The following is a 24,450-nucleotide window of genomic DNA, read 5'->3' as shown; positions in this document are numbered from 1 at the left end:
CCTTCCCCGGCTCATTCACCCCAGTCCTCTTCGGGCTCGGGCGCGATCGCCAGCCGCAGCGGCTGCGTCGAATGGATCTCCAGCTCGGCCGAACACCCGGGGCAGCTCACGATCTCCCCCTGATAGCTGTCCGCCGGTATCCGCAATGTGCCGGTACAGCTGACGCACTCCGTATCCATCTCTTCGGTCCCTTTCTCGATCACTTCGGACGGGTGACGAACCTCAGCACCTGGCGGAGAACGGACTCGGTGGTGAGCCCGCTCGCCTCCAGCAAGGACGTGTGGCTGCCGGGTGGGAGGAAGCCGGTGACGCCGATCGGCAGCCACGGCGTGCCGCGGGCCCCGACCGCCGCCGCGACCTGCGCGCCCATACCGCCGGACGTCCACGCCTCCTCCAGCGTGACCAGCCACCGGCACCGCGCGGCCACGGCCCGGCCGGCCGCCCCGGCGGACTCCGGATCGACGGTATGGACGTTGATCACCTGGGCGCCGTAGCCCGCCCCGGCGAGCCCCCGCGCGACCTCCAGGGCCGTGGCGAGCACCTCCGGACCCGTGGCCACGAGGGCGACGTCGTCGCCGGGGCGCACCTCCTGGGGGACGCCGAGTTCGGGCGCGGGCAGGTCCGCGAAGACCGGCGAGGCCTTGCGCCCGAGCCGCAGATAGGTCGGGCCGTCGTACTCCAGGCACTGCTCCAGCAGCGAGACGGCCTGGCGGGCGTCGGCCGGGACGACCACCCGCATGTGCGGCAGGGCGTTCATCAGCGCCAGGTCCTCGGTGGCGTGGTGGGTCGGCCCCAGCCAGCCCCCGCTGGCACCCCCGTGCGTGCCGACGACGCACACGCGCCGCCGGGGGTAGGCGATGTCGAGCTTGATGAACTCGAACGCCCGGCTCACCGAGAAGGCGGCGAATGTGCAGACCAGGGCCCGCCGTCCGCAGTGCTCGGCACCGGCGGCGAGTCCGATGGCGGCGTTCTCCGCGATGCCGACGTTGACGTAGTCCATCTCGGGAGTCGGCCTGATGCTTCCGGTGTCGGTGTCGACGACCAGCACGTTGTGGCGTACGGCGAGCTCCGGCAGGGCGTCCGCGAAGACCGCTCGGGTGCTCACCTGCTCCGACGTGGTCTCAGTCATGGCCGGACACCCCCTCGGCGGTCGGAGCGGCCGGAGCGCCGGCGGCGGCCCGGCCCAGGCCGGCGCGGACCCGCGCCAGCTTCCGCTCGGTGTCCAGCCGGACGAAGTGGGACGAGGCCCGGCCCGCCAGGACCCCCACGCCCCGCGCCTTGACCGTGCGGCACACCACCGCGGTCGGCCCCGGCGTCCGGGTCGCCTCGTCGAGGACCGCGCAGAGCGCCCCCAGGTCGTGCCCGTCCACCTCGACGGTGTGCCAGCCGAAGCCGCGCCAGCGGTCGGCGACCGGCGCTCCGTCGCTCACCTCGCGCACGGCCCCGGTCTGCTGGAACCGGTTGACGTCGATCACCGCGACCAGGTTGACGGCGTCCAGCGCGCGGCTCACCTGGGCCGCCTCCCAGACCGTGCCCTCCTGGAGTTCGCCGTCGCCGAGCAGCACGAACGTGTGCGCGGGCGCCGGGCCGGCCTGGCGCTGCGCCCAGGACGTGCCGTTGGCCAGCGCGAGCCCGTGCCCGAGGGACCCGGTGGCGAACTCGACGCCGGGGACGGCGGCGTTGCCGTGGGTGGCGAGCCGGCTCCCCGGCCGGCAGAACGTGCCGACCTCCTCGCGGGTGATGAACTCCCGCTCGGCGAGCGTGGCGTACAGGGCCATCGCCGCATGGCCCTTGCTCAGCACGAAGATGTCCCGTTCCTTCCACTCCGGGTCGTCGGAGTCGATGTGCATCGTGTGGAAGAAGAGCGCGACCAGGATCTCGACGGCCGACATCGAGCCGCCCAGGTGCCCGCCCTCGGGGCCCGCGCACATGTCCACGATGTGCTCGCGGACGGCCCGTGCGCGCGCTTCGAGGCGCGCCGGGCCCGGCAGGTGCTCGGCCCCGTTCAGCGGTCCGCGCCTTCCGCGAGTTTCACCAGGGTCTCCCGGTGCGACCAGACCTTCTCCACGGCATCGGCGAAGCTCTGGAGGACCGGACCGGCGTCGGGCGGCAGATGGCGCTGCTGGAGGGTGAAGCTGCGGTCGACGACATCCTGGGCGACGGGCCAGGAGGCGGCTGTCCGGCCGCTCAGGGCGCGCAGCGCCGGCTGATCGGGGACGGGCATCATCTGGTACCTGGTGGCCGGCATCCCCTCGGCGCGCAGGGCCCGCATCAGCAGGTTCCGCGCCGCCCCGGTGTCCACGCCGGGCAGGAACCGTTCGAAGTCGACGACGAAGCGCAGGATGTGCCAGGCGTGCTCGTAGCCGTCGGGCTCCGACGGGCAGGTCAGCCCCTCCAGCGGGCGCAGCCGCGCCAGGAAGGCCGTGACGTTGGACCGGCGGGCCTCCCGGTACGCGTCGAACCGCTCCAGTTGGCTGGACGTGTAGGCCGCCTGCACGTTGTTGAGCTTCGCGTTGAAGCCCAGCCGGTGGCTCACGTAGCGGCGGGGCCGGTCCGGGCGGATCGTCTCCCCGAACTGGCGGAGCTGGCGTATTCGCTCGGCGACACGCTCGTCGTCGGTCACGACGAGCCCCCCTTCCCCGCAGGTGGGGAGGTTCTTCGTCATCTGGAGGCTGAACGTGGCCGTGTTGCCGGACGCGCCGGACAAAACGCCCCGGTAGCGGGCGCCCTGGGACTGCGCGGCGTCCTCGACGACCACGCAGCCGTGGCGGCGCGCGAGGTCGCCGATCGGGTCCAGGTCGGCGCTGAGGCCGTGCAGGTGGACCGGGACGACGGCCCTGGTCCGCTCCGTGATCCGGGCGGCCAGGCTGTCCGGGGACATGGTGAACGTGACCGGGTCGATGTCGGCGTACACCGGGGTCGCCCCGACGTGCACCACGGCCATCGCCGTCGCCACGAAGGTCAGTGCGGGCACCACCACCTCGTCACCGGGGCCCACCCCGTGCGCGAGGAGCGCCAGCTCGATGGCCGTGGTGCCGTTGCTGACCCCGACGCAGTGCCGGACGCCCAGGTAGTCCGCCCAGGAGCGCTCCAGCCGCTCGACGGCGGTCTCCTCGGCCGTCCGGTCCGAGACCAGCACATTCGAGTCCAGTACGGAGAGCACTGCCGCGCGGTCCGCGTCCGTCGTCCTCGGCCAGTGCACCGGCGCGAGCGCGCCCAGGACCGGTTCGCCGCCGGTGAGGGCCAGCTCGCCCACGAATCCGCCGCTCATCGCAGGCCCGCCCCTTCCCCGGCCAGGGCGAGCCGCCAGTCGGCGGCCAGCCGCTCGTACGCGAGCACCAGCTCGGCGCCGCGACGCGGCACGAGACCGGCGATGCCCTCCGTCCGGGCCGCGTGGGCGCCGAGCAGCCGCACATTGGACCAGGCCGACACGACCCGGTCCGCGGACGCCGCCACTTCGAGGAGAGCCGGCCGCCCGGTCAGCCGCGCGCGTTCCTGGGCGAACCGGCCGTGCAGGAAGGCCTGCGCCTGCATCGTCCAGCCGAACGTGTAGGCGCCGCGCAGTTCCTCCGGGTCGTCGCGGTTCTCCCGGAGGCGTTCCACGAAGCGGCGCAGCCCGGCCCGGCCGCTCCACACCCGGTCCGCGGCCCGCGCCGTACCGGTGTCCCAGCGGTCGAGGTTGCCGCGGAGCGCCCGCGCGGTGGGGACGCCGCCGGACCCGTCGGCGTGCGGCCGGACCCTCGTCGTGAGGACGCGGCCGCCGATCTCCCGGCTGGAGAAGAACATGTCCTGGACGTCCGACGGATTGCCGGACAGCCAGCTGTTCACCAAATGCTCGGCGGCCAGCCAGCCCTGGAACTTAGGCGGTTGCGCGTCGGAGACGTAGAACTCCGCCTCGCCGCCGGGCGTCCGGCGCCATCCCGGCACCACGACCAGGTGGGCGGCGTGCACGTCGTGGAAGGCGGGACGGAACGGCAGGTGGTAGTTGTCCACCGCCACGATGACGCCGGAGTGCGCCTCGACCAGGCGGATCAGATCCTTCGTGTCCGAGCCCGTCGTCCAGCTGGACTCGATGTCGTGGTACGGGCAGAGGTCGGCCGCCACACCCCGGCTGCTCTGGGCGGGCCGGTAGAACTCCTCGCACATCGCGTCGCCGGGCGCGTACGCGAACTCGCAGGCCGCGCCGAGCACGTCCACCGGCCGCAGCCCGTGTTCCATGAGGACGCTGCCCAGCGTGGTGAACAGGCAGCTCAACGGGTCCTCGTACCACTGCGGGTAACTGCCGGTGACGCCGTTCCACCGGGCCCGGCGCGCTGTCGTCTCCGTCGTGCTGCCTGTGTTCACGGCCGGTTCCCCCGTATCTGCGGATCGCTTGCGGAGTCGCCGCCGGCCCCGCGGCCGACGAGCGTCATGGCGAAGAGGTGCACGGCCGGGTTCCTGGGCAGCGACATGGCGCCCAGCGGTTTGCGCGACGTCACCGGCACGCGCTGGCACCAGAGGGTGATCCCGATGCGCTCCTGCACATGGTGCGGGTAGTGGATGACGCTGGTGCGCAGGGCGAGGTCCTCACCGAAGTCGGAGCGGCCCTCCCACAGATCGGACAGCGCCAACTGGTCGCGGTCCACAGTGCCGTTGGAGAAATGCCAGGTGACGACGTCCCTGACCCGGCGCTCACCGCAGCCGATCACGTAGAGCCAGTCCCACCGCCGCTCCGGAACCTCGATCCGCTGCCCCGAGCACAGGACGTTGTCCGGTCCGCGTCCGTCGAGCGGGGCACTGCGCAGCGGGACGTCGTCCACGACGATCTCCAGCGGCGCCGACCGCGCCGGGAGCGAGTTGCGCCAGACGTTCAGCCGGCCGGCGGCCAGGTTGTCCGGTGTGGTCGCCGCCTGGTTGTTCAGAAAGGGGTCCAGCGCGAGTATCTGGTGAACGGTCAACGCAGTTCCTTCCGTACGAGCGCTCTGTGCCGCAACCGGGGCTCGACGACGGTGAACCCGCAGGACTCGAAGGTGCTCACCCGGCCGTGGAAGCTGCCGCGTTCGAACTCGGGCTTCCGGTCGTCCTCCGGGTACGCCTCGATGACTTCGGCCTTCTCGTCCCGTGCCCACTCCACCGCCCGCTCGATGAGCACCCTGGCCAGTCCCTGGTGCCGGTGCTCGCGGGCGAGGTAGAGACAGACGACGGACCAGATGTGCTCCGGGTCCTCGCCCTTGAGCAGCTTCGCCGCCCGGGACCCGCGCAGCCTCGGGAAGCCGGGCCGGGGGCCGACCCCGATCCAGCCGACGGGGACACCGTCGACCGAGCCGATGACGCCCACGCGTTCACCGGACTCGACCAGGTCGCGCAGCCTGTCCTCCCGCGCCGCCGTTCCGCAGGAGGAGCGTTCCTTGGCGGTCATGCGGAAGTACGTGCACCAGCAGTTCTCCACCAGGCCCTTCGGCCGGAAGAAGGCGCCGACCTCGGGCCAGTCGTCCGGCCCGACCACTTTGGTTACGAAATCGCTCATCGTTTCTGCCTTCCGCATATGCAATCGTCGACCTTTTCACCGGGGTCGGTTACTTCCAGGTCACTGCCAGCGGCAGACAGGTTACGCCGTTCAGGAAGTTCGAAATGAGATGCTGGGGATCGCCGTCGAGAGACACGGATCGCACGTTCTTCCGCCAGAGATCGAAGAATATCTTCATGCCGAGTGCGGCGACATGCTGTCCGATGCACCGGTGGACGCCGAGCCCGAATGCCAGATGACGGTTCGGGGACCGGTCCGGAATGAAACGGAACGGGTCCGCGAACACCTCCTCGTCCCTGTTGGCCGAGCCGATCCAGGCGGAGACCAGACCGCCCTCCGGTACGTCGGTCCCGGCGACCACGGTGTCCGCGGTCGCCCGCCGCAGCACGTGGTTGACCGGGCTCGCCCAGCGGAGCGCCTCGTCGACGAACCGCTGGTCGGTCTCCTCCTGGCGGGCGAACCAGGACCAGAGCTCGTCGTCGCCGGCCAGCAGGATCAGCGTCTGGTTGATCGTCTGGGGCACGGTCGGATTGGCGCCCATGAGGAAGGCGTACGCGTTCAGCAGCGGCACGTCCCGGCCCGTGTCCGCCACCACCCGGGCCGCGGCCGGGCAGCGGCCGCTCACCGAGTCGGCGGGCGGGGAGCCCTCCAGGACGCCCCCGAGCACGGACATGATGGTCGTGTGCGCCTCGAAGAGGTCGAACCGGCGCTGGTACTCGGAGCGGTCCGCGGCCACTCCGCCCATCGCCCGCACCGTGGCCCGGCCGGTGACGGCCCACTCCTGCCGGGGGATGCCCATCAGCCGCCCGGTGATCGTCATCGGCAGGGTGATCATGGCCTCGCAGAAGTCGAACGTCTCCCGGCCGCGGACCGTCTCGAACAGCTCGGCCATGCGGTCCGTGATCCCCTGCCGGAGGCGCTGCGTCGCCTGCGCCGTCATCAGCGGGGCGAAGTGCTGCTTGATGCCCGAGTGCAGCGGCGGGTCCGTGAGGTGGATGGCCGCGCCGGCCGCCGCGTCCCCGTCCCCGCGGACCGTGAGCATGGTGCTGTACGCCGAGGAGAACGCCTTGTGGTCGCCCAGGACCTCGCGTACGTCGGCGTAGCGCAGGGCCGCGAGGAATTCCTGGCCGTCGGTGGTCAGCTGCGGCCGGAGCCCGTCGCTCTTGCGCAGCTCCCGCCACACGGAATGCATGTTCCGTGTCGCGTACTGCGACTCCTCGTAGAGGTCCGACCCCCTCATGTCCGAGGGTTCAGGACCCTTGAGAGAAATGCGCATCGAAAGACTTCCTTCGCAGGGAAATGCACGACACTCGAACAACATTCGTACGATTCGGTGGGGCCGGGGGGTATCGGCGGCGCACGGCTGCCGAAACTCCGGTCCGGTCCGGGTTATCCGTCCGCCACCGTGTCCTCGCGGTCGAGCAGGCCGATGTTCTCCGCGCATTTCATGTAGAAACGCGAGGCGACCGACCATTCGGTGATGCCCTGGGCGCCCAGCACCTGCATCGCGCCGCGGACGACGCGCACCATGGCGTCCTGCTCCACGAGTTCGAAGCGCCGCACGGCCGCCTCGTCCACGTCCGCCACGTCGTCCGTGATCTCCCGGAGCCGCACGCTCAGGGCGTTCAGCTCGGCGTAGCCGCGGATCAGCGGGAACATCAGGGCGTCGACGTCCACCAGGGTCCGGCCGAACTGCTCACGGGCGCAGGCGTGTTCCCAGGCGCACCGGAACAGCCCGATGCCGAGCCCGAGCACATAGGCCGCGTGCCGCAGCCGGCACGCCGGTTCCGCGCAGCCGTCGTGGGACGGGCCGCCCGGGCCTCGGAGGCGGCACGGCTGATAGGCGTTCTCGTACCCGAGGTAGCCCGTGCTCAGGCTGATCGCACAGCCCAGCGTGAGGCCGAGGCCCAGGCCGCCTTCGGCCTCGGGCCGCTCGATCCCGTCGAAGCCGAGGTCGGACAGGGTTTCCGCCAGCGCCGCGCGCCGGGCCGGTGAGGCGGCGAACAGGGGCTCCACCCGCACGGCGGCGCCCACCGGCTCCAGGACCTCCAGGACGGTGTCGGCCAGCTCGCCGCCGAAGCGGTGCAGGATGCCGAGACAGCGCTCGGAGCACTCCTCCTTGAGGTCCGCCGAGATGGTGGAGAGCATCATCTCCGAGGTACCGGCGGACAGGGTGAGGCCCGGCGACTCGGTCAGCGCCGAGAACAGCTCCTCGTGGACCAGCTCGTCGACGCCGGGCATCGCGCCGAGCGTGCTCCAGCGGCGCAGCACCTCGTGCCCGACCTGCTGGCACGTCTCGCTGGTGTACAGCTTGGCGACGGCGGTGTCGATCGCCCGGACGTCGGCCCGCAGGAAGACCTCGGTGGCCGCGCGGGCCAGCGTGGTGGCGCACTCGACCCGGCCCTCGACGCGTTCGAGCTCCCGGCGGAGCCCGGCCGTCTCACGCAGCGCGTTCAGCCATCGGGCCGCTCGTACGACGTGGTCGATGCCGGTGCGCTCGATGGCCAGGGCCCCGTCCAGCAGGGCCCAGCCGCGGCCCTCCTCGCCGACCCGGCGCCAGCTCTCGGCCTCGACGTCCCGGAGCCGTACCCGGCACATCCGTTCGCGCTGCACCGTCTCGACGAGCTCGACACTCACACCCTCGGCCGCCAGATCGATGACGAAGAGCGTGATGCCGTCGTACTTGTTCCCGCCCTGCCCGGTGCGCGCGGCCACCAGGGCGGAGCCCGCGAGATCGCTGTAGATGCTGAACACCTTGACGCCGTTCAGGACGTAACGGTCACCGCGCCGCTCCGCCCTGGTGCGGAGCGCGGCGAGATCGCTGCCGGCGCGCGGTTCGCTGTAGAGGACGGTGGAGAACTCCTCGCCCCGGCCGATCCGGGGGAGCAGTTCGCGCTTCAGCCGCTCCGAGCCGGACTTGAGGACGAAGTTGCCGACGATCTGGACGGTGAGCGCGTAGACGAGGTCCGGCAGCCCGGTCGCGCAGAAGCCCTCGAACAGCTGGATGGCGACCCGCGTCGGCAGGCCCCCGCCGCCGTACTCCCGCGGCCAGTCGGGAGTGAGCAGCCCGCGCCCGCCGAGCTCCCGGTACGCCTCGGCGATGGCGTCGGGATGCATCCTGCGAGCGCGGATCACGAGGTCACGCCAGTGCGGGGAGTCCACGAGTTTCGCCAATGACGCGTGTAGATCCGCCGCGTCGTGCTCCCCGGCCTCCGCGAGGTGTCCGGGCTCCGCGGACCGTCCGGGCTCCGCCGGGGCGGGCACGGCACGGTCGTCCCTGATGATCTGTTCGATCGCGGCGACGTTGCCGGCGTGACCGAGCAGACCGTAGTGGTCGCCGGGCAGATCGTGGAGGCGGACGTCGCCGGTGGTCGCGGTGCGCCAGTCGGAGGTGAGGGATTCCGCGGCCCGTACGCAGACGACGTCGAGGTCCCCGGGGGTGGGCCGCCACCGGCAGACCAGCCGGCGGTTGTGCGCGAAGATCTCCAGCCGCTCGGCGAACGTGTCCGGGTCCATGTCCAGCACCGCGGCGGCCTCGTCGCCCGACTCCGCCGTGACCTCGTCGTCGCGCCCGCTGAGCCGCAGCGCGTCGTGCAGGAAGCCCCGGACCGCCTCCCTGCGCGTCCACTCGGGGACCTCCCCGTCTGCCCAGGTGGAGTCCAGGAGCACCACCTTCGGGCGGTGCCCGCGCGCCGCGAGCAGACAGGCGATCTCCCAGGTGAGCGCCCCGCCGAAGGACCAGCCGCACACCACGTCGATCTCGGGGCAGTCGTCGCCGAAGCTCTCGACATAGCGCCGGGCCAGTTCCTGCACCGACTCGGCGGGACCGCCGTCGGCGAGCATGCGCCGCGACGCCTCGACGCCGAGGCACCGGTGGTCGCCGAGTCTGCGCACCAGCGGCTGGTAGGCCAGCAGACTGCCGCCCACCGGGTGGGCGAACAGGAGCACCCGGCCGGAGGGCGCCGAGCGGCTGAGTTCGATGAGAGAGGATGATCCCGCCGTCGCCGACCTCGTACGGAGATAGGCGTTCAGGCGCTCGCCTTCACGTTGCATCACACGTTCCCTGCTGCCGTCGCGGTCCATGTCGTCAGTACTCACTCGGACAGCAGCCGGGTGACGTCCTCTTCACTCATCTGCTCGATGGCCTGCTGGAGTTCCTCGGGGGACAGCCCGGCCAGCCGGGAGCGTTCGACCTCCAGGGCGAGGCTCTGCACGCTGGAGTCCGCGAAGAAGGCGGCCAGGGAGATGTCGGTGGCGAAGATCTTCTTGATCTTGGAGACCAGCTGCGCGGCCTGGAGGCTGGTGCCGCCCAGGTCGAAGAAGCTGACGTTCTTCGCGAAGTCGGTCCTGCCGAGGATCACCCCGAAGGCCTGGGTCATCATCTTGCTCTCGACGTCGGTGAGCCGGTCCGCGGGCCCCGGTTCGGCGGCCGCCTCGCCGACGCCCGGCAGCGCGCGTTCGTCGATCTTGCCGCTCCCGTTGATGGGGAGCTCGTCCAGGAGCACGAAGCGGCTCGGCACCATCGTGGACACCAGATGCCTGCGGCAGTGCTCGCGCAGCGCCGGTTCGGAGACGCCGGACGCCCCGCCGGTCGCGCAGTAGGCGACGACGCGCTTGTGGTCCTCGTGCTGCTGGACCCGTACGTACACGTTGCGCACCCCGCGGGCGGCGCGGAGGACGGCCTCGATCTCGCCGATCTCGATGCGCACCCCGTTGATCTTGACCTGCTTGTCGGCCCGCCCGACGTACACCAGCCGGCCGTCCCCGTTGTGCCGTGCCAGGTCACCGGTCAGGTAGACGCGTGCCGAGGGATCGTCACCCACCGGGTCGGGGATGAACCGCCGCCGGTTGTCCTCGTCGCGGTTCCAGTACCCCGCGGCCAGCCCGACCCCGCCGATGGCCAGCTGTCCGATGACGCCCTGGGGCACGGGCAGGTTCTGGTCGTCGAGCACGTAGGCGACGTGGTTGTCCATCGGTCCGCCCATGGGCAGGGCGGCGGACGAGAACGGCTCCGTCAGCTCCTCGACGATGCTGGTGACGGTGCACTCGGTGACGCCGTAGCCGTTGAAGATGCGGCGGCCCTTGCCCCAGGCCCGTACGAGCTCGTGCGAGAAGGCCTCGCCGCCCACGAACACGATGCGCAGGTCGGTGAGCGGAGCGGGGTCGAGCAGCTTCATGACCGAAGGCGGCAGGTCGGTCACCGTCACCCGGTGCTCCTGGAGGAACCGCTGGACGCCCGCCATGTCGAGGCGGGTCGCGGACGGTACGAAGTGGAGCGACGCGCCCGTCAGCAGGGCGCCGAACATCTCGAAGACCGACACGTCGAACCCGCACGAGGCGTAGCCGAGGAAGCGGTCTTCCGGGGTGAGTTCGAAGAGCGTGCGGACGTTGCGGATGAACCCCAGGATGTTGTCGTGGCTGATGAGCACGCCCTTGGGGGTGCCGGTGCTTCCCGAGGTGTGCATCAGATAGGCGACGGCGTCCTCGCCGGGGGCCACCGGCGGCGCGGGCACCGCGTCCGGAAGATCCGCGGGCAGCGGGAACTCCAGCCCGGCGGCGACGCCGGCCGTCGTCGCGTCGCAGACCACGCTCCGCAGCTCGGCGTTCCCGATGATCGATGCGACGCGGCCCGGCGGGTTCATCGCGTCGATCGGGACGTACACGGCCCCCAGCGCCATCAGCGCGAGGACGGTCGCCGGGAAGTCGGGGGACGGTTCGAGCGCGACGCCCACCCGGTCGCCGGCGCCGATGCCGAGCGAGGCGAAGTGGACACGCAGCGCGTCCGCCCGGCGCCGCAGGGCGCCGTAGGTCACCGTCGTGCCGGGGGTGCTCACGGCCGGGCGCTCGGCGTGCTCGTCCGCGACGGCACAGAAATGCGTGAAGACGTTTCCGGTGGGCGTCGGCGTCACACGGCCCTTTCCGAGAACCGCCTGCACCGCCCGGGATTCCTCGTCGTGGGCCCATGACTTCTTGATACTGATATCCGGAAGGGAAACGGCCCTGCGCAGTATTCCGACGAATACGCGCTGCATGGTCGCGATCGTTGCCGCGTCGAAGATGTCGGTGTTGTACGCGGTGTGGATCTCCAGGTCCGTACCGTGCTGCGTGACGGTCCAGGACTGGAAGAACTTCGCGTGCGTGGTGTCGGGCTCCTTCTCGGTGGCGACAACGCCGTCGAGTCGGAGCGGTTCCGCCCATTCATTCATCGTCAGCGTGTACTGGAAAAGGGTGGAGCGCGACGATTCACGCTTGACACCGGCCCCGGCTATGATCTCTTCGAGCGGCAGTTGACCGTGGGCCTGTGCCTCGCGGAAACGTCGCTGTACATCCGACAGGCATTCCCGGAACGTCGCATCGGGATCGATCCGGCAACGCAGCGGAAGCATGTTGATGAAGAAGCCGATGGTTCTCTCGCATTCGGATTCGGTGCGATTGGCCGTCGGCATTCCGAAGATGACGTCCTCGGCTCCTGAGTATCTGCTGTAGAGGCATTCCATGGCCGTGGCGTAGACCGTGATCGGCGTCGTCGACAGGGACGAGGCGAGATCGTTCACCTGCGCGGCCAGGCCCTGCCAGGTGCTCACCTCCGCGGAACCGGAGTACGTCGTCTCGGGCGGAAGCGGCCGGTCACCTGGTATGTCCATGACATCAACGTCTCGGAGTGCGCCGGCCCAGTAGTCCACGCTCTCCTGCCAGGCACCGGCGGCCATACGCTTGCGCTGCCACACGCTGAAGTCGGCGAACTGCACGGTGGGGGGCTCGATCTCGGGCTGGGCACCGATCCGCCGCGCGTTGTACTCGCGCTCGAGTTCATCGAAGAAGACCGACGTCGACACGCCGTCGAAGATGATGTGGTGGACGAGGAAGCCGAAGTAGTGGAGGTCCTCGCCGACGGTCACCAGACTGGCCCGCCAGAGCGGAAACTCGGTCAGGTCGAGCGCGGTGCCGGCGAGTTCGTCCATGATCCGGACGGCTTCGCTCTCGGATTCCGCAGTCGTTCTCCCGACGACGACCTCCGGGGAATCGACGATGCCCTGGAAATACTCGTCGTTCTCCACGAGCACGTAGGTCCGCAGTGCCTCGTGCCGCATGACGATACTGGCGAGCGCCTCGGTGAGGGCCTCGGTGTCGAGTTCGCCCTCCAGGCGGAACAGGAATGCGACGTTGTAGGTCGACATTCCGGTCCGTAACCGGTCGATGAACCAGAGGGTATTCTGCGAATGGGAGAGCGGGACATTGTTCCGGTCCTGACGCGGCCGGGGTCCCTCGGTGATTCGGGCGCGTGCACGTGCCCGCGCCAGCATGCCTGCGAGCGACTGCTTCTTACTCATCGCGGTTTCGTCGTGCACTGAACTCACCAAAGCTCCCTTGACGTCACGTGGTGGTCAAAAGCAGCAGTTCTGCAGGCATTTCAGTGGTACGGGCGCGGGGGAGTGGAGTGCACAACTCCAAAGAGCGTCCCGGTCCGGGGACACCCTGCCGCAAGGAATGCAGGAGGTCAAGAGCCCCGCATCCGACACGGCATGGCGGACGCTTAAACATTTATTTTGAGATGCAAAGGTCAAAACTCGGTTAGTTGGCACCTTCAACTAAAGATTCGCGGATTCATGATCATTCAATGTTAAAGAAGCATTCCGCTTTCAACGCATGCGTGCCGGGTTCCCCCTGATGGAGCCAGCGCCGCCCCTCCGCGCACGTCGGATTCCGGCCATCCGCTTGCACCGCACCTGCAGCCTCATGCAACGCCCCCGCCGCCCCCGCCCCCGGGGGCCCTCCCGCCGTCACCCGCCGAAGCCCCCGCCTCGGGCGCCGCACGGCCCACCAGTTTTGTACTGCCGAATACACAACCTGGTAGCGTGACCGCCATGGGACGACCACGCATGTTCGACGAGACCGCGGTACTGGACGCCGCCGCCGGCGAGTTCCGGGTGCACGGCTTCGCCGGAACCTCCACCGAGCGGCTCTGCGAGGCGGCCGGCGTACGGCGCAGCAGCCTGTACAACGCGTTCGTCTCGAAGGACGAACTGTTCGTGCGCGCCCTGGAGCGCTACGTCGAGGCGATCCGCGAACGCCAGACGGGCATCCTCGAGGACGGCGCGCTCAGCGGCGCGGACCGGCTGCGCGCACTGATCGACATCGTGATCGGCGAGGAGGAGTCCGCCGCACGGCGCGGCCACGCGGCCGGCTGCATGGTCGTCCAGAGCTTCATGAGCCCGGATCTGCGCAAGCGCGACGCCCGGGTCGCCGACATCCTGGACCGCGACCTGCGAGCCCGGACCGCCCTGCTGGCGGGAGCCGTGCGCGCGGGCCGGGCCGACGGCTCCATCCCCGACGGCATCACCCCCGAGGAGGGCGCCGCGCTCGTCCATACGGTCGTCTCGGGGCTGCGCGTCACCGCCCAGTCCGGGATGGAGCCCGAGAAGCTGCGGCGGATCGCACTGGCGGGACTGAGCGCGCTCCTGGGCTGACCGGCGCCCGGTCCCCGGCCGGGCGCTGTCTTGTGCCCTTATTTTGGATTCCAAATCACAGAAAGAGATGTCATGCCTTCGTCCACCACCACGGCCCCGCCCCGGACCGTTCCCGCGGCCGTCCACGTCATCGCCGCGGGCATCTTCGCGATGACCACCAGCGAATTCGCCGTCGCCGGGCTGATGCCCCAGCTGGCCGCGGGCCTCGGCGTCGGAATCGAGCAGATCGGCTATCTCGTCACGGTCTTCGCCGTGGCGATGACGGTCGGCGGCCCGGCCCTGACGGTGCTTCTGCTGCGCGTACCGCCGAGGACCGCACTGCTGACGATCTTCGGGATCTTCCTCGCGGGCAACATCCTCGCCGCCCTGTCCTTCTCCTACCCGGTCATGGTGGGCGCCCGGGTGATCAGCGGCGTCGCCGCCCAGGCGTTCTTCGGCATCGGCATCTCGCTGAGCGCCCGGCTCGTCGACGAGGACATGCGGGGCCGCGCCAGCGGGGTCGCGATGAACGGGCTGATGCTCGGCACCCTGCTCGGCCTGCCGATCGCGACCTTCACCGGCGACCGATTCGGCTGGCGCGCCGCGTTCTGGGCCATCTCCGCCCTCACCGTCCTCGCCGCCGCCCTGACCGTCAAGTTCGTGCGGATTCCCCCCGCTTCGGACGCGCGGGAAGAGCCGCGCACATCGGTACGGGAGGAACTCACCGTGCTGCGCCGCCCCCGGTTCGTCCTGGCCCTCGTCTCCAGCACGCTGATCATCGGGGCCACGTTCTCGGCGTTCAGCTTCTTCACACCGATCCTCACCGAGGTCACCGGCTTCCCGAACAGCCTCGTTCCACTGCTCCTGCTCGCCTACGGGGCGTCGACGCTCGTCGGCAACACGGTCGTCGCCCGCCTCGCCGACCGGTGGACCATCCCCACGCTTCTGGCCGGCACCGCGCTCAACGCGGTCTTCCTCACGGGGTTTGCCCTGTTCACCGCCATCCCGCCGCTGGCCCTCGTCACCATGCTCGGCATCGGTCTGACCGGGGTGACGATGAACCCGGCGATGGCCGTACGGGTGCAGCGCGCGGGCAGTACGTCACCGCTGGTCAACACCGTCCACGCGTCCTTCATCACCCTCGGCGTCATCCTCGGCTCCGCGATCGGCTCGGCCCTCGTCCCCTCCTACGGGCTCCGCGCCCCCCTCGTCCTGGGCATCACACTCGCAGCCCTCGCCCTCCTGACCATCGCGCCCGCGCTCCGCGCCACCCGCCCGAACCCCGCAGACCGGGCCGCCGCCGACCCGGTGGTTCCCGCCGAGTGCGCCTGAGCGTCATCCGCGTCGTGCCGATGCCTTGGCCGCGCTCAGGACACTGGCCCCGGTCGCTTCAGTGAGTGGGGGCGCGCCAGGCCGCCAGCCCCGGCCGGTCGGCCTCGGAGAACCCCACCGCGAACGGTTTGTCGTCGCCGGTCACGAGGTGAACGCTGCATTCCGTCACGCTTTCGCCCGGTGGAACCAGTTGGGTGGTCCAGTCGGTCGGGCAGTTGGGGATCTCTTCCGTTCCGTGGAGGAAGGGCGTTTGGCCTGGTATCTGTCGGCCGCTCTCGGTGACCAGTCGTACCTGCCCGGCCTGGTCGGCGTAGAGGTCTTTCGGCCCGGGGTTGGTGTAGGTGACCCATACGTAGTAGGGGACGCCGCGTCGCTCGTTCTCATTGAGGTCGAGGTCCAGGCGCGCGAGGTCGGCCGGGCGGCCCCGGCGCACGGAAACCAGCGCGGCGGGGAACTCCAGCACGCCGTCCTCGATGTCCTCCCACCGAACACGGATGCCGGTGCCCGGCTCGGCCAGTCCTGCGGACGCCTCCTCGAGACCTCCCTTGACGGACCAGGTGGCGACCGCCCCGCCCTCGTCGAAGTAGCCATCGGCGCTGTGCGTCAGCGACAGCACGCCCACACCCTTGCGCAGCGCGTAGGCCACGCAGGTCTCGTACGAGTCGCCAGGTGCCAGCGTCTTGGGCGCGGTGTCCGCGCACGGCAGGTCGACCCCGCCAGGGCGGCCGCCGCTCAGGGAGATCTTCTCCCCGTGCGTCCAATCGGTGCCGTTCAGGGAGAGTTTGCTGTACACCATGTAGGCGGCGGGGATTTTCTCAGGGCCGGTGTTGGTGACCTCGAAGGTGAGGTAGTGGGGGACCGTGCCCTTCAGTTCCTCGTCCACGCGTGCGCCCCGCATGTCCTCCTCCGACCCCCGGACCAGGCTCTTGACCGTGATCCTGACCTTGTACGACCGGTCGTCGGTGTCCGTGTGAACGACGTCGCGCGCACCGGTCTGCACGGGCAGGTCCGTCCAGGAGGAAGGCTGTGGCCTCTCCGCGACCCGTTCGGCGGCTTCCTCCGCCCAGTGGCCCCCGGTGCACGCGGCGAGGAGCGGGATCGACGCCGCGCCCATGGAGAGTTTTCTGACGTAGCTGGACAGGCGCATGAATTCCCTCGGCGAACGACGATCCGGTCTTCCCGGAAGAACCACATGTCGTAGGGCATCCCGCCGGGTGCCCCGAACCGCGTGCGGTCGGGGCACCTCATTATTCATCAGCCAGGGTCGACGAAGACTCTCGGATACGGCATCGGGCCAGGTCACAGCGGTGCACACGGAAGGCAGGCCCGTACGCCGCCGACGGCACGAACCGATAGGGTCCGCACTCGCCTCGATCGGTTGGCTGCTGGAATCCCCGGGCTACGCCGCCCACCAGAGCTGGGACGGCGGCCGCAGCCGGCGGCTCGGGCCGACCCACCTGGTCATCGAGCAGTCCCCGGCCCTCACTGCCCAACGGTACGATCGCTGCCGCCCAGGACTGAATCACCTGGCCTTCCACGTCGAGGACGCCGCCGCCACGGTCGAGAATCTGACTGCCGACGCCGCTCAGCACGGCTGGCAGCTGATGTTCCGCGAGCGGCATCCATACGCCGGCGGCGGAGAGCACTACGCCGCCTACCTGGAGAACGACGACGGCTTCGAGGTCGAACTCGTCGCGATCGACCCACCGGAACGAAACTCGGATGAATCGGTCCGCAGGCCATGACGAATGGTCGTTCTGCTCCGTGGTGTTGATGCCGCGTCGGAGCCGAAGATGCTCGACCGCACACTTATCGGGCTTGGACACCCTCCGACACTGCCCGGTGGCGACGGCTGTCTGTCAGCCATCAGGACCTGCTTGTACTTGCTCACCTGCAGTGTGGAGATATCTACGCGTGGCGTGCCGGCAGGTTCGGCATCGACGTCGCTACCACGTACCGGTACAGACGCGGGGTGATCGACGTCCTGGCCGCTGCCACGCCGATCCTGGCCGAGGCGATGAAGACCGTGCAGGCGAAGACCGTGGTCGTTTTACCGCGCCTCAACCAAAGGTTAGAAAGAACTCCATGAGTTTTGACGTCTTCGTGAGCCGGTTCCAGAACGGTGAGCCGGCGACGTTGGACATGAGTGCCGCGCACGGGGTACTGGACCCCTATGCGGTGGTGCGGGACCCCGAGACGGACTTCCTGCTGGTCAGTACGGCGGAGGGGGAGGAGGCGGGTGTGTACTTCAACGAGCCTCTTCGAATTGGCCACCGATCGGGTGATGGACCGTGAAGCGCAACGAGCGAGGCCCCCGCGCAGTTGATCGAGATGTCCCGTCCGGGCTGCAGGCCACGGTGCGCACCACGCCGCTCGGCCCGGACAACCGCGGAACGTCACGCGCCCCGACGACGTCGGACCCGTGAAGAAGCCCCTGAATCTTGCATGCCCCCACGTCTACTCCAACCGCATCGCGTTCTCGCCGGACAGCCGTAAGCCGGACGCCACCACCGACGACGGCGTGGGCACGCTCTGGAACCTCGATGTGGAGTCCGCCGTCCGCCGCATCTGCGAGGCGAGCTCCGGAGCGCTGGGCCGGGAGCAGTGGCGCCGCTACGTGACCGAGCTGCCGTACACCCCGCCCTGCGCGGCCACCTCGTAGCGAATCAGCCCCGAGGAAACGCGTATGCCCAGGTCAGAACGGCTCTTCCCTGGACGTCGGAGGGCTGGTCGGGGTTCACCAGGGCAGGATGCGGCGTACGAAGACGTCGTTGTGCCCGTTGGCGTCCCCTGGGTATCCGAAGACGCCGTCCGGGCCCGCGACGAGCACGGAGGTGCCGTGGGCGTCGGCGGCGACGAGGGCGCCGGCCTGATCCGTGGTGTTCTGCCCGAGGTCGAACAGCATCTCGGTGCGTCCGGTCAGCAGATTGCGGCGGAAGAGGTCACGTCGGCCGTCGGTGTCGCCGGGAACGAGACCATCCGAGGTTGAGTCGAAGTAGACCCAGCGGCTGTCACCGCTGGTGACGATCCTTGTCTCGTCGCCGTTGCCGTCCTCATCGGCGGCGGTCCGGGCCACCTGGACGGTCTTCCCGGTCTCCAGGTTGTGGACGTAGGCGATATAGCGGTGCGGGAGCAGTCCACCGGAGGGGGCATCGGGGCGCCTGTCGATCTCCCAGCCGATGAAGGCGACGTGCCGTCCGTCCGGGGTGATCTGGCCGGAGGGGGTTCCCAGCAGCCGCTCCGGTCCCACGCTGCCGCCCTGGACACGGCCGGTGCGCAGGTCGTAGACGTACATCGGATAGAGCCTCGGCTTGAGGATCGAGGCGCCGCCGTCCTGCCCGGTCCCCGCAGTCCCCGTTTCCTCCGGCGCCTGGTTCTCGTCACCCAAGTCGCCGTCGTCCGCCGCCAGGCTGAAGGTCCGGGAGATGAAGGCGACGCGCTGCCCATCGGCGCTGATACTGGGCGACCGGGAGGGCTGAAGGGGAACGCCACCCGCACGGGTGATGCTGGCCAGCCGTGTGACGCCGGTCCTGCGATCGAGGACGTAGACGTTCTGGTGGCCCCGCTCACCACCGGGAAGGTCCAACCTGCGGGTGGAGGAGAAGGCCAGGTACCGCCCGTCGCGGCTGATCGACGGGTCGAAACCGCCCCCCTCGCCCTCCGCCGTCGCCCGCACCGTGCGGCCCGTGACCCGGTCGAGGACGAACACGTCGCTCCGGTCGTCCGTGTCGCCCTCCACCAGCCCGGGCTCCTCCGAAGCGAAGGCCACGAAGCGGCCGTTGCCGCTGAGCGACACCCCGCGTAGCGGGACGGTGATCTGCTTGCCGTGGTCTCCCAGGGAGACCCGCTGGACGCGTCCGGTCCAGGTGTCCCGGACGAAGGCGTCCGAGATGCCGTTGGTGTCTCCCGGCACGAGGTCGTCCGCTCCGGAGAAGAACAGGACGAACCGCCCGTTCTCACTCACGCCGCCGCCCTGCGACGGGGCCGTGAGCTGCCCGCCGCCCGGCCCGTAGCTCACCCGCTGAGTGAGCCCCGGCACCACCGCCGGCCCGGCCTCCGCCGGCCCTGCGGCCCCCGCGGGCAGGGCCATACCGGCGCCCAACAGCGCCACGAGGGCCAGGACTCCACCGCCCCGCACCGCCTGCCGGACGGGCGGCCACCCCCTCTTTCTGCCCCTGCCCGTCCCACGTAACGATCCTTCGGCCATAGCCGTCCCCTCCGTCGTCTCCCCTGATGTATGCGGGCGCGGTCGAACCCGCCGATACCGGTGGCCGCGCACAGCAGAGCAAACCGCCCCCCGCAGCCCCGGTCAACGGCATCCGCCCGCCAACGACGACAACGCGCCACCAGCCACCCAAGAGCAAGACGGCCCACTGCAGGTTCCTGACGTGGTCGAGAGCTGGTGGCTGGGGTCGGCTGCACGAGGGAGCTCCCACACCGCCTGGACGACGCCGGCCTGCTCGGCCTGTTCCGGGCCGCCCTCGACTCCGCCCACGTCAGGCGGAAGAGGGGGCATCAAGGATCACGCGGTGGAGCTTCGCCCGGACTCTGTCCCGGCTCCACTGGGCGAACCGGTGATAGACCGTGGGCCAGGCCAGACACTGGTGGCAGCTGCCGCCAGGTGCAGCCCGGGGTTGCCACGAAGGTGATCGCCGCCAGAGCCTTGCGGTCACCGGCCCGGCGCCGGCCACCGCCCTGCGGACGTGTCACCTCAGTCGGTGGCACCACCCGCCTGGACAGCCTCGGCAGGTTGTCAGGCACCAGTTGCTCCACGAGATCCGCCATGCACGGATCAGCGAACGATCACACGGTAGGAATCGGCGCCTTGTGGGCGTCGCGGGTGCAACCGGCTGTGCGGGTCTCTGATGGGGGCGGGGCCGCCGGTGTGGTGGGTGACGACCTGGGTCCGCGCGCATGTGTTCGGCCGCCGACCTGCGGCTCGGGGCGCGAGCGCAGTGCGGCGCCCGTGCCGGGCTGAGCGTGCCCTGATACCGGACGGGTGTGCGGGGCCGCGGGAGCGGAGTCTCAGGACGAGGCGGAGTCTTCCGGCCGGCCGTCACCTGTGCCGGGTTCAGCCGGCTCAGGTGCGCCCGCTCGCCGGTAGTCGATGAGGACCCGGGCCTTCTCCTGGGCATCCGCCAATTCGCTGATCGTCGCCATGAAGAATGCATCCAGCTTCCTCGAGGCCCGGTCGCGAAGCAGGCCTCGCAACTGGCCGACCAGCGCGCCGAGTACCACGCATGCCGCGATCGCCCACCAGGGAGCACCCGTGAGTGCGGTGGGCAGGGCAGCGGCGGCTCCCAGGAGCTGTTGTCGCAAGGGTGTAATTCACCAGCCTTCCCGGCGCCATGAGGTGCCGGCGTGCACGCCTGCCGGCGCGGTGATCGAGAGTTTTGGCGTCCGGCGCCGGGCGGGCGGCGGGGGAGACGGAGTGCTGAGCACCCTCATGACGTTCCTTGGAATGCTCAATATTCTCAAGCGCTCACCTGATGGACTGGAGGATCTCGCCGGTCTCGTCGACGGTCCAGAAGGACCAGCCGTTGCGGTTGGGCCGCACATCGGGCCGGAGGGCATGCAGGACGGCGCTGGCGGCGCCGCTGGGGGTCTTGTAGGTGCCGGCCGCCGGACCGTCAGCGATGGTCAGGCTCCGGTTCTCCCGGTCGTACGTGCCTGAGATCCTGTGGCCCGAGTAGAAGACGTGGACCGGCACCAGTGCTGGGGAGGCCACGTCGGGCGCAGAGTGGGCGGCCGGGGCGGGGGAGTCTTCGAAGTGCTCGACGAGGCGCCTGACTGCCTCGCCCGGGGTGGTGTTCCAGGCGCGGGCGAGCAGGTCGACCTTCTGGCCGGTGGCGGGATCGAGCTGGACGGAGTGCTGGACGGTCATGGGGAGACGATAGCATCGGTGAATGCGGTGAGTAAAGCGAGGGTGTGTGTATTTTCGGGTGGGCTTTAACTTTCTGCTCGGTACCGGGACGGGCAGGAAGGAGGCTCCTGTGGGTGGTGGGGTGTGTCTGTGGTATTCGGGGGAGTCGGGGGAGGGGGCATGGTGGGTTCTTGTTCCTGCGGGGCTGTGGGAAGTCTTCGTCATTGCCGGCGCGGCCTTCGTGGTGTGTTCCCGCCGGCCGCTGTACGGGCCTTGCCGGGGCTGTCGGAGTGCTTACCGCCGCGTTCTTGCCCTCAGCTTTGTCTGCGGGTGAGGGGTGTGGCGTCCGGAACTGGCCTGGGCCGCATCCGTTCGGTTCACGCCGGGCCGGCTCACGCCCGGGCTCCTGCGGGCCTTGTGGGCGCACCTGCCGCTGCCGCCTGCGGGGCCGGGGGCGGTCCAGTGCTTCTCGTGGTCGGGAACGCCGGTATCTTCGCCGCCCCCGCCCGCGTGTTGGTTGCCGGTCCCGGAGACGTCGGGCGGGTTGCGCGGGGAGAAGGGGCAGCGTCCGTCATGTCGATCGCCTCGGTCCTCGACATGAGGGAGGTACGCGCGATCGCATACTCTGGTGGTCCCGGTCCGGTGGCCTGCGGATCCGGGCCGGCGCACATCGAAGGGCAGCCCGGGAAGGGTTCCTTCCCGGGCTGCCCGGCGGCAGGTCTGTACCGGCTGTTGCCGGGGACCGGTGTGCCGCGGGCGGGATGGGTACCGGTGTCTCACGGGAAGGCCCTGGAACCCGCCGGCTCTGCGGGCCGCCGGCAACGCAAGCCGCGTCAGATTTCTCGCCGTAGGCTGCCGCCTTGTCCGGGAGGCGGTTGGCATGCGTGCTCTGCAGGCAGGTACCGAGGTGAGCGGGTGGCAGGACGGGCTCGTGTTTCCCCCGGACGGCCGCCCGCCTGGGGGATGCCGGGGCGGCGGGCGATACCGCCGAGGTGCGGCCGCCGGGTGAGGCCGCGGCTGCCGCACGGGCGTCCCGGCCCCGTCGCGCGGGCGGGCGGGTTCCGGCCGGGCGGGACATGTGCATCCGCTCGGTGCGCATCCCCGGGGTGCAGCCGTCTCTGGGACCACAGGTTCCCCACGAGGCGGTGCTTCGTGCCCTGCGGCGGTGTGTGCGGGGCGGCCCGTGGGGAGTGACCTGGCTGTTTCGCCCCGGTGAACCGGCATGCTGTGAGCTGGGAGGGTGCTCTTGCCCGGCGCGGGTCCCGCGACACGCCGCAGGACCCGCGCTTGCTGAGCCGTGCGGCGGCCTGCCGGCCGGCGTGCGGGGTTCAGGCGTGGCCGGCCAGGTCGTGGGGGTGTCTGGGACGTGAGTGCCGCGTTCGGCTGCGCTGGGTCGTTGGGCTCCGGAGCGGCGGTGGTCCTTTTCGGCCCGCAGCATGCCGTGCGCGGTCTCGGCGGCGGGGTGCAGTGGCTGGTGACGGCTGGCAGCTTGTCGGCTCCGGCACGGGTGCGCAGGACTGCAGAGCGCCCGTTGAGACGGGTGATGTCCAGAGTGCCGGAGCCGTCGCCGAGGAAACGGCATCCTCATCTGCACCGGCAGCTTCCCCGCCCCCGCCCCCGCCCCCGAAGCCGCCCGCCACCGCCGGACGCACGCCTTCCAGCTCCTCGCCGCCGCCCGCGAGTGCCTCCACCGCACCGACACACCTGGGACGGCCGGCCCCGGCCAGTGGCTGACCATCTTCGCCGGACACGCCGGACATCCCGGCTCAGCCCCGCTGCCGGCCCGCGGGTCCAGCCACCGGCCCCTCCCTCGGCAGCACCGAACTCGGCCCCCTCCTCACGGCCTTCGGCACCGCCGCCACGACCCGGCGCCCCCCACGACTGCACGACCTCCTGCGTATCTGCCTGACCCCCGCCTGGAACGCCCCCGGCCTGCTGCGCCTGCCCCAGGCCCCGGACGCGCACCGCCGCTGGGGCACCGACTGCGGCCGCTTCATGGCCTTCAGCGCCTGACTCGCTGACGACGGCCGTCCCCAGCCCGTCGAGGATGACGCGGTCTCCGCCGCCTGGCCTGCCTCGAACAGGCCTCCGGCGCCTTCGGAGCGTGCTGGAGGCAGGGAAGACCTTCGGCATGGTCGAATGGCGCACCACCGGACAAGCGCTCGCCGACTCTGCCGGCCGCCTCCAGCTCCGGCCATGCCTGACCCTGCACACCACCGGCCTGGTACGCCTGGCTGCCGGGCACCTTCCGGCTAGCCTTCACAGCTCCCGCGTGCGCCTGGCCATCCGCGCCGTCACACCGTGCGACGGCGGTACCGGCCTCCTGTTCGGGATGATCGTCCAGAAGGGACCCTCGCTGGACTCCACATCGCGGGCATCTTCCTCTGGTCAGCGCGGTGATCCAAACGAAACTGCCTAGACCTGTTCGATGAGGCGGACATGGCAAGACGCGTGGCCCTTACCGTTCTTCGGCAGTACCCAGAAGGAACCGTCGCCGTCCCGCCCCACCACGCGTGACGTTCCCTTTGGAGAGTCAGGCACGTGACTCTTGGCCGCCTTGTACAGCTCTGCGAGCGCTTCCTCCCGGCTCTTGCCACCGATCACGGTCCGGATGATCTCGATGCGGCGCTGCGGTGAGGCCGCATCGGTAGTGACACTCTCCTCCGCGATGATCAACCACGTCGGCATCGATCAGTGTCCTTGTCACAGGCATCACCAGCCATAAGCCGGAATCTGGATAGGGGCCCCTGGGTTCGTTCTCAAGCCAGGCCCGATGGAAACCTCAGCACTTACTTTTAGGCCCCACCCATGAACAGAGCGAGGATCACAGCTCCCACCCGGAGTCCAGCGACGCCCGGTCCATCTCCCCGCCAGGGGAGGGCACCAAATCAAATGTCTGCTCAACAAACCCATACGACATCAAGGCGCCGACAGGCGCCCTAGAAACACCCCTTCCCGATAGGGAAGGGGGAGCCCGCCAACCCGTCATGCCGTCAGGCATGACACACCACCACCCTCCGGCCGCCAGGCCGGAGCTGACGCCAGCTCAATGTTGGGCCGCCAGGCCCAACCCTTACCAACCCCTTGCTCCCGCCAGGGAGCAAGCCCACGCCCAACCCCCTTCATGCCGTCAGGCATGAAGCCGCGGCAGTCTCCCGCCGTCAGGCGGGAGTTGGGCCGCCAGGCCCAACTTAAGAGCCGATATCGGCATGTTCGTTCGTACACTTCGGAAGGTGATTGTTACTCCTTCAGGCTGTAGTCTTGGTTGTTTGCATTTATCGTGAAACGCTTTCTGCGTTTTT

20 protein-coding genes and 1 pseudogene are annotated in these 24,450 nt (G+C 70.0%); 5 read left to right on the top strand and 16 right to left on the bottom strand.

Annotation, left to right across the window (positions count from 1 at the left end; all coding sequences use genetic code 11):
• Window positions 1-11: 11 nt before the first annotated feature.
• From OG710_RS29885 to OG710_RS29840, 10 genes are all read right to left on the bottom strand, one after another.
• The gene (locus OG710_RS29885; protein WP_443064343.1) at window positions 12-203 is read right to left on the bottom strand and encodes a lysine biosynthesis protein LysW; all 192 of its coding nucleotides are present in this window, start codon (window positions 201-203) and stop codon (window positions 12-14) included.
• Window positions 200-1,129, bottom strand: a complete 930-nt coding sequence (locus OG710_RS29880; protein ID WP_330242396.1) for a transketolase family protein — start codon at window positions 1,127-1,129, stop codon at window positions 200-202. The genes OG710_RS29885 and OG710_RS29880 overlap by 4 nt, the downstream gene beginning before the upstream one ends.
• On the bottom strand, window positions 1,122-1,991 hold the full coding sequence (locus tag OG710_RS29875) for a transketolase (protein ID WP_330242630.1): 870 nt from the start codon (window positions 1,989-1,991) through the stop codon (window positions 1,122-1,124). The genes OG710_RS29880 and OG710_RS29875 overlap by 8 nt, the downstream gene beginning before the upstream one ends.
• 14 nt (window positions 1,992-2,005) lie before the next feature.
• The gene (locus OG710_RS29870) at window positions 2,006-3,271 is read right to left on the bottom strand and encodes a DegT/DnrJ/EryC1/StrS family aminotransferase (protein ID WP_330242395.1); all 1,266 of its coding nucleotides are present in this window, start codon (window positions 3,269-3,271) and stop codon (window positions 2,006-2,008) included.
• Window positions 3,268-4,344 (bottom strand): BtrH N-terminal domain-containing protein, encoded by a 1,077-nt coding sequence (locus tag OG710_RS29865; RefSeq protein ID WP_330242394.1) that lies wholly within the window; start codon window positions 4,342-4,344, stop codon window positions 3,268-3,270. Before OG710_RS29865 ends, OG710_RS29870 begins: the two co-directional genes overlap by 4 nt.
• Window positions 4,341-4,937 carry a hypothetical protein gene (locus OG710_RS29860; protein WP_330242393.1) on the bottom strand — a complete coding sequence of 199 codons (597 nt, stop codon included), beginning with the start codon at window positions 4,935-4,937 and terminating at the stop codon, window positions 4,341-4,343. The genes OG710_RS29865 and OG710_RS29860 overlap by 4 nt, the downstream gene beginning before the upstream one ends.
• Window positions 4,934-5,506, bottom strand: a complete 573-nt coding sequence (locus OG710_RS29855; RefSeq protein WP_330242392.1) for a GNAT family N-acetyltransferase — start codon at window positions 5,504-5,506, stop codon at window positions 4,934-4,936. The genes OG710_RS29860 and OG710_RS29855 overlap by 4 nt, the downstream gene beginning before the upstream one ends.
• Before the next feature lie 49 nt (window positions 5,507-5,555).
• Window positions 5,556-6,782: a cytochrome P450 gene (locus tag OG710_RS29850; RefSeq protein WP_330242391.1), complete on the bottom strand. Its 1,227-nt coding sequence runs from the start codon at window positions 6,780-6,782 to the stop codon at window positions 5,556-5,558.
• Between the two features lie 113 nt (window positions 6,783-6,895).
• The gene (locus tag OG710_RS29845) at window positions 6,896-9,559 is read right to left on the bottom strand and encodes a thioesterase domain-containing protein (RefSeq protein ID WP_330242390.1); all 2,664 of its coding nucleotides are present in this window, start codon (window positions 9,557-9,559) and stop codon (window positions 6,896-6,898) included.
• A 41-nt stretch (window positions 9,560-9,600) separates the two neighbouring features.
• Window positions 9,601-12,810, bottom strand: coding sequence for a non-ribosomal peptide synthetase (locus OG710_RS29840; RefSeq protein WP_330242629.1), 3,210 nt, complete (start codon window positions 12,808-12,810; stop codon window positions 9,601-9,603).
• A gap of 561 nt (window positions 12,811-13,371) precedes the next feature.
• On the opposite strand from OG710_RS29840, the gene OG710_RS29835 reads away from it, so the two are divergent.
• Window positions 13,372-13,974 carry a TetR/AcrR family transcriptional regulator gene (locus OG710_RS29835; protein WP_330242389.1) on the top strand — a complete coding sequence of 201 codons (603 nt, stop codon included), beginning with the start codon at window positions 13,372-13,374 and terminating at the stop codon, window positions 13,972-13,974.
• 72 nt (window positions 13,975-14,046) lie between these two features.
• Complete coding sequence (locus OG710_RS29830) at window positions 14,047-15,285, top strand: MFS transporter (RefSeq protein ID WP_330242388.1); 1,239 nt, start codon at window positions 14,047-14,049, stop codon at window positions 15,283-15,285.
• A 58-nt stretch (window positions 15,286-15,343) separates the two neighbouring features.
• On the opposite strand, the gene OG710_RS29825 is transcribed toward OG710_RS29830, so the two are convergent.
• The gene (locus OG710_RS29825) at window positions 15,344-16,432 is read right to left on the bottom strand and encodes a hypothetical protein (RefSeq protein ID WP_330242387.1); all 1,089 of its coding nucleotides are present in this window, start codon (window positions 16,430-16,432) and stop codon (window positions 15,344-15,346) included.
• Between the two features lie 160 nt (window positions 16,433-16,592).
• On the opposite strand from OG710_RS29825, the gene OG710_RS29820 reads away from it, so the two are divergent.
• The 3 genes from OG710_RS29820 to OG710_RS29805 all read left to right on the top strand — a co-directional run bounded on the left by OG710_RS29820 (window position 16,593) and on the right by OG710_RS29805 (window position 17,947).
• Window positions 16,593-17,030 carry a VOC family protein gene (locus OG710_RS29820; RefSeq protein WP_330242386.1) on the top strand — a complete coding sequence of 146 codons (438 nt, stop codon included), beginning with the start codon at window positions 16,593-16,595 and terminating at the stop codon, window positions 17,028-17,030.
• Between the two features lie 340 nt (window positions 17,031-17,370).
• The gene (locus OG710_RS29810; RefSeq protein WP_330242385.1) at window positions 17,371-17,580 is read left to right on the top strand and encodes a hypothetical protein; all 210 of its coding nucleotides are present in this window, start codon (window positions 17,371-17,373) and stop codon (window positions 17,578-17,580) included.
• Window positions 17,581-17,707: 127 nt separating this feature from the next.
• On the top strand, window positions 17,708-17,947 hold the full coding sequence (locus OG710_RS29805; protein WP_330242384.1) for a hypothetical protein: 240 nt from the start codon (window positions 17,708-17,710) through the stop codon (window positions 17,945-17,947).
• Window positions 17,948-18,022: 75 nt separating this feature from the next.
• Here the strand turns inward: OG710_RS29805 and OG710_RS29800 are convergent, their stop codons facing one another.
• From OG710_RS29800 to OG710_RS29775, 5 genes and pseudogenes are all read right to left on the bottom strand, one after another.
• Complete coding sequence (locus OG710_RS29800) at window positions 18,023-19,396, bottom strand: hypothetical protein (RefSeq protein ID WP_330242383.1); 1,374 nt, start codon at window positions 19,394-19,396, stop codon at window positions 18,023-18,025.
• Between the two features lie 391 nt (window positions 19,397-19,787).
• A pseudogene (locus OG710_RS29790) lies at window positions 19,788-20,070 on the bottom strand (transposase); the annotation flags it as partial.
• 240 nt (window positions 20,071-20,310) lie between these two features.
• Window positions 20,311-20,604 (bottom strand): hypothetical protein, encoded by a 294-nt coding sequence (locus OG710_RS29785; RefSeq protein WP_330242382.1) that lies wholly within the window; start codon window positions 20,602-20,604, stop codon window positions 20,311-20,313.
• A gap of 163 nt (window positions 20,605-20,767) precedes the next feature.
• Complete coding sequence (locus OG710_RS29780; protein ID WP_330242381.1) at window positions 20,768-21,169, bottom strand: hypothetical protein; 402 nt, start codon at window positions 21,167-21,169, stop codon at window positions 20,768-20,770.
• 2,394 nt (window positions 21,170-23,563) lie between these two features.
• The gene (locus OG710_RS29775; RefSeq protein ID WP_330242380.1) at window positions 23,564-23,836 is read right to left on the bottom strand and encodes a hypothetical protein; all 273 of its coding nucleotides are present in this window, start codon (window positions 23,834-23,836) and stop codon (window positions 23,564-23,566) included.
• Between the last annotated feature and the right edge of the window lie 614 nt (window positions 23,837-24,450).

Origin of the sequence: Streptomyces sp. NBC_00525 (genome assembly GCF_036346595.1) — a bacterium.
Taxonomy (GTDB): Bacteria; Actinomycetota; Actinomycetes; order Streptomycetales; family Streptomycetaceae; genus Streptomyces.
Note: the sequence above shows the minus strand (reverse complement) of the source record. Positions and strands in the feature narration are given on the sequence as shown.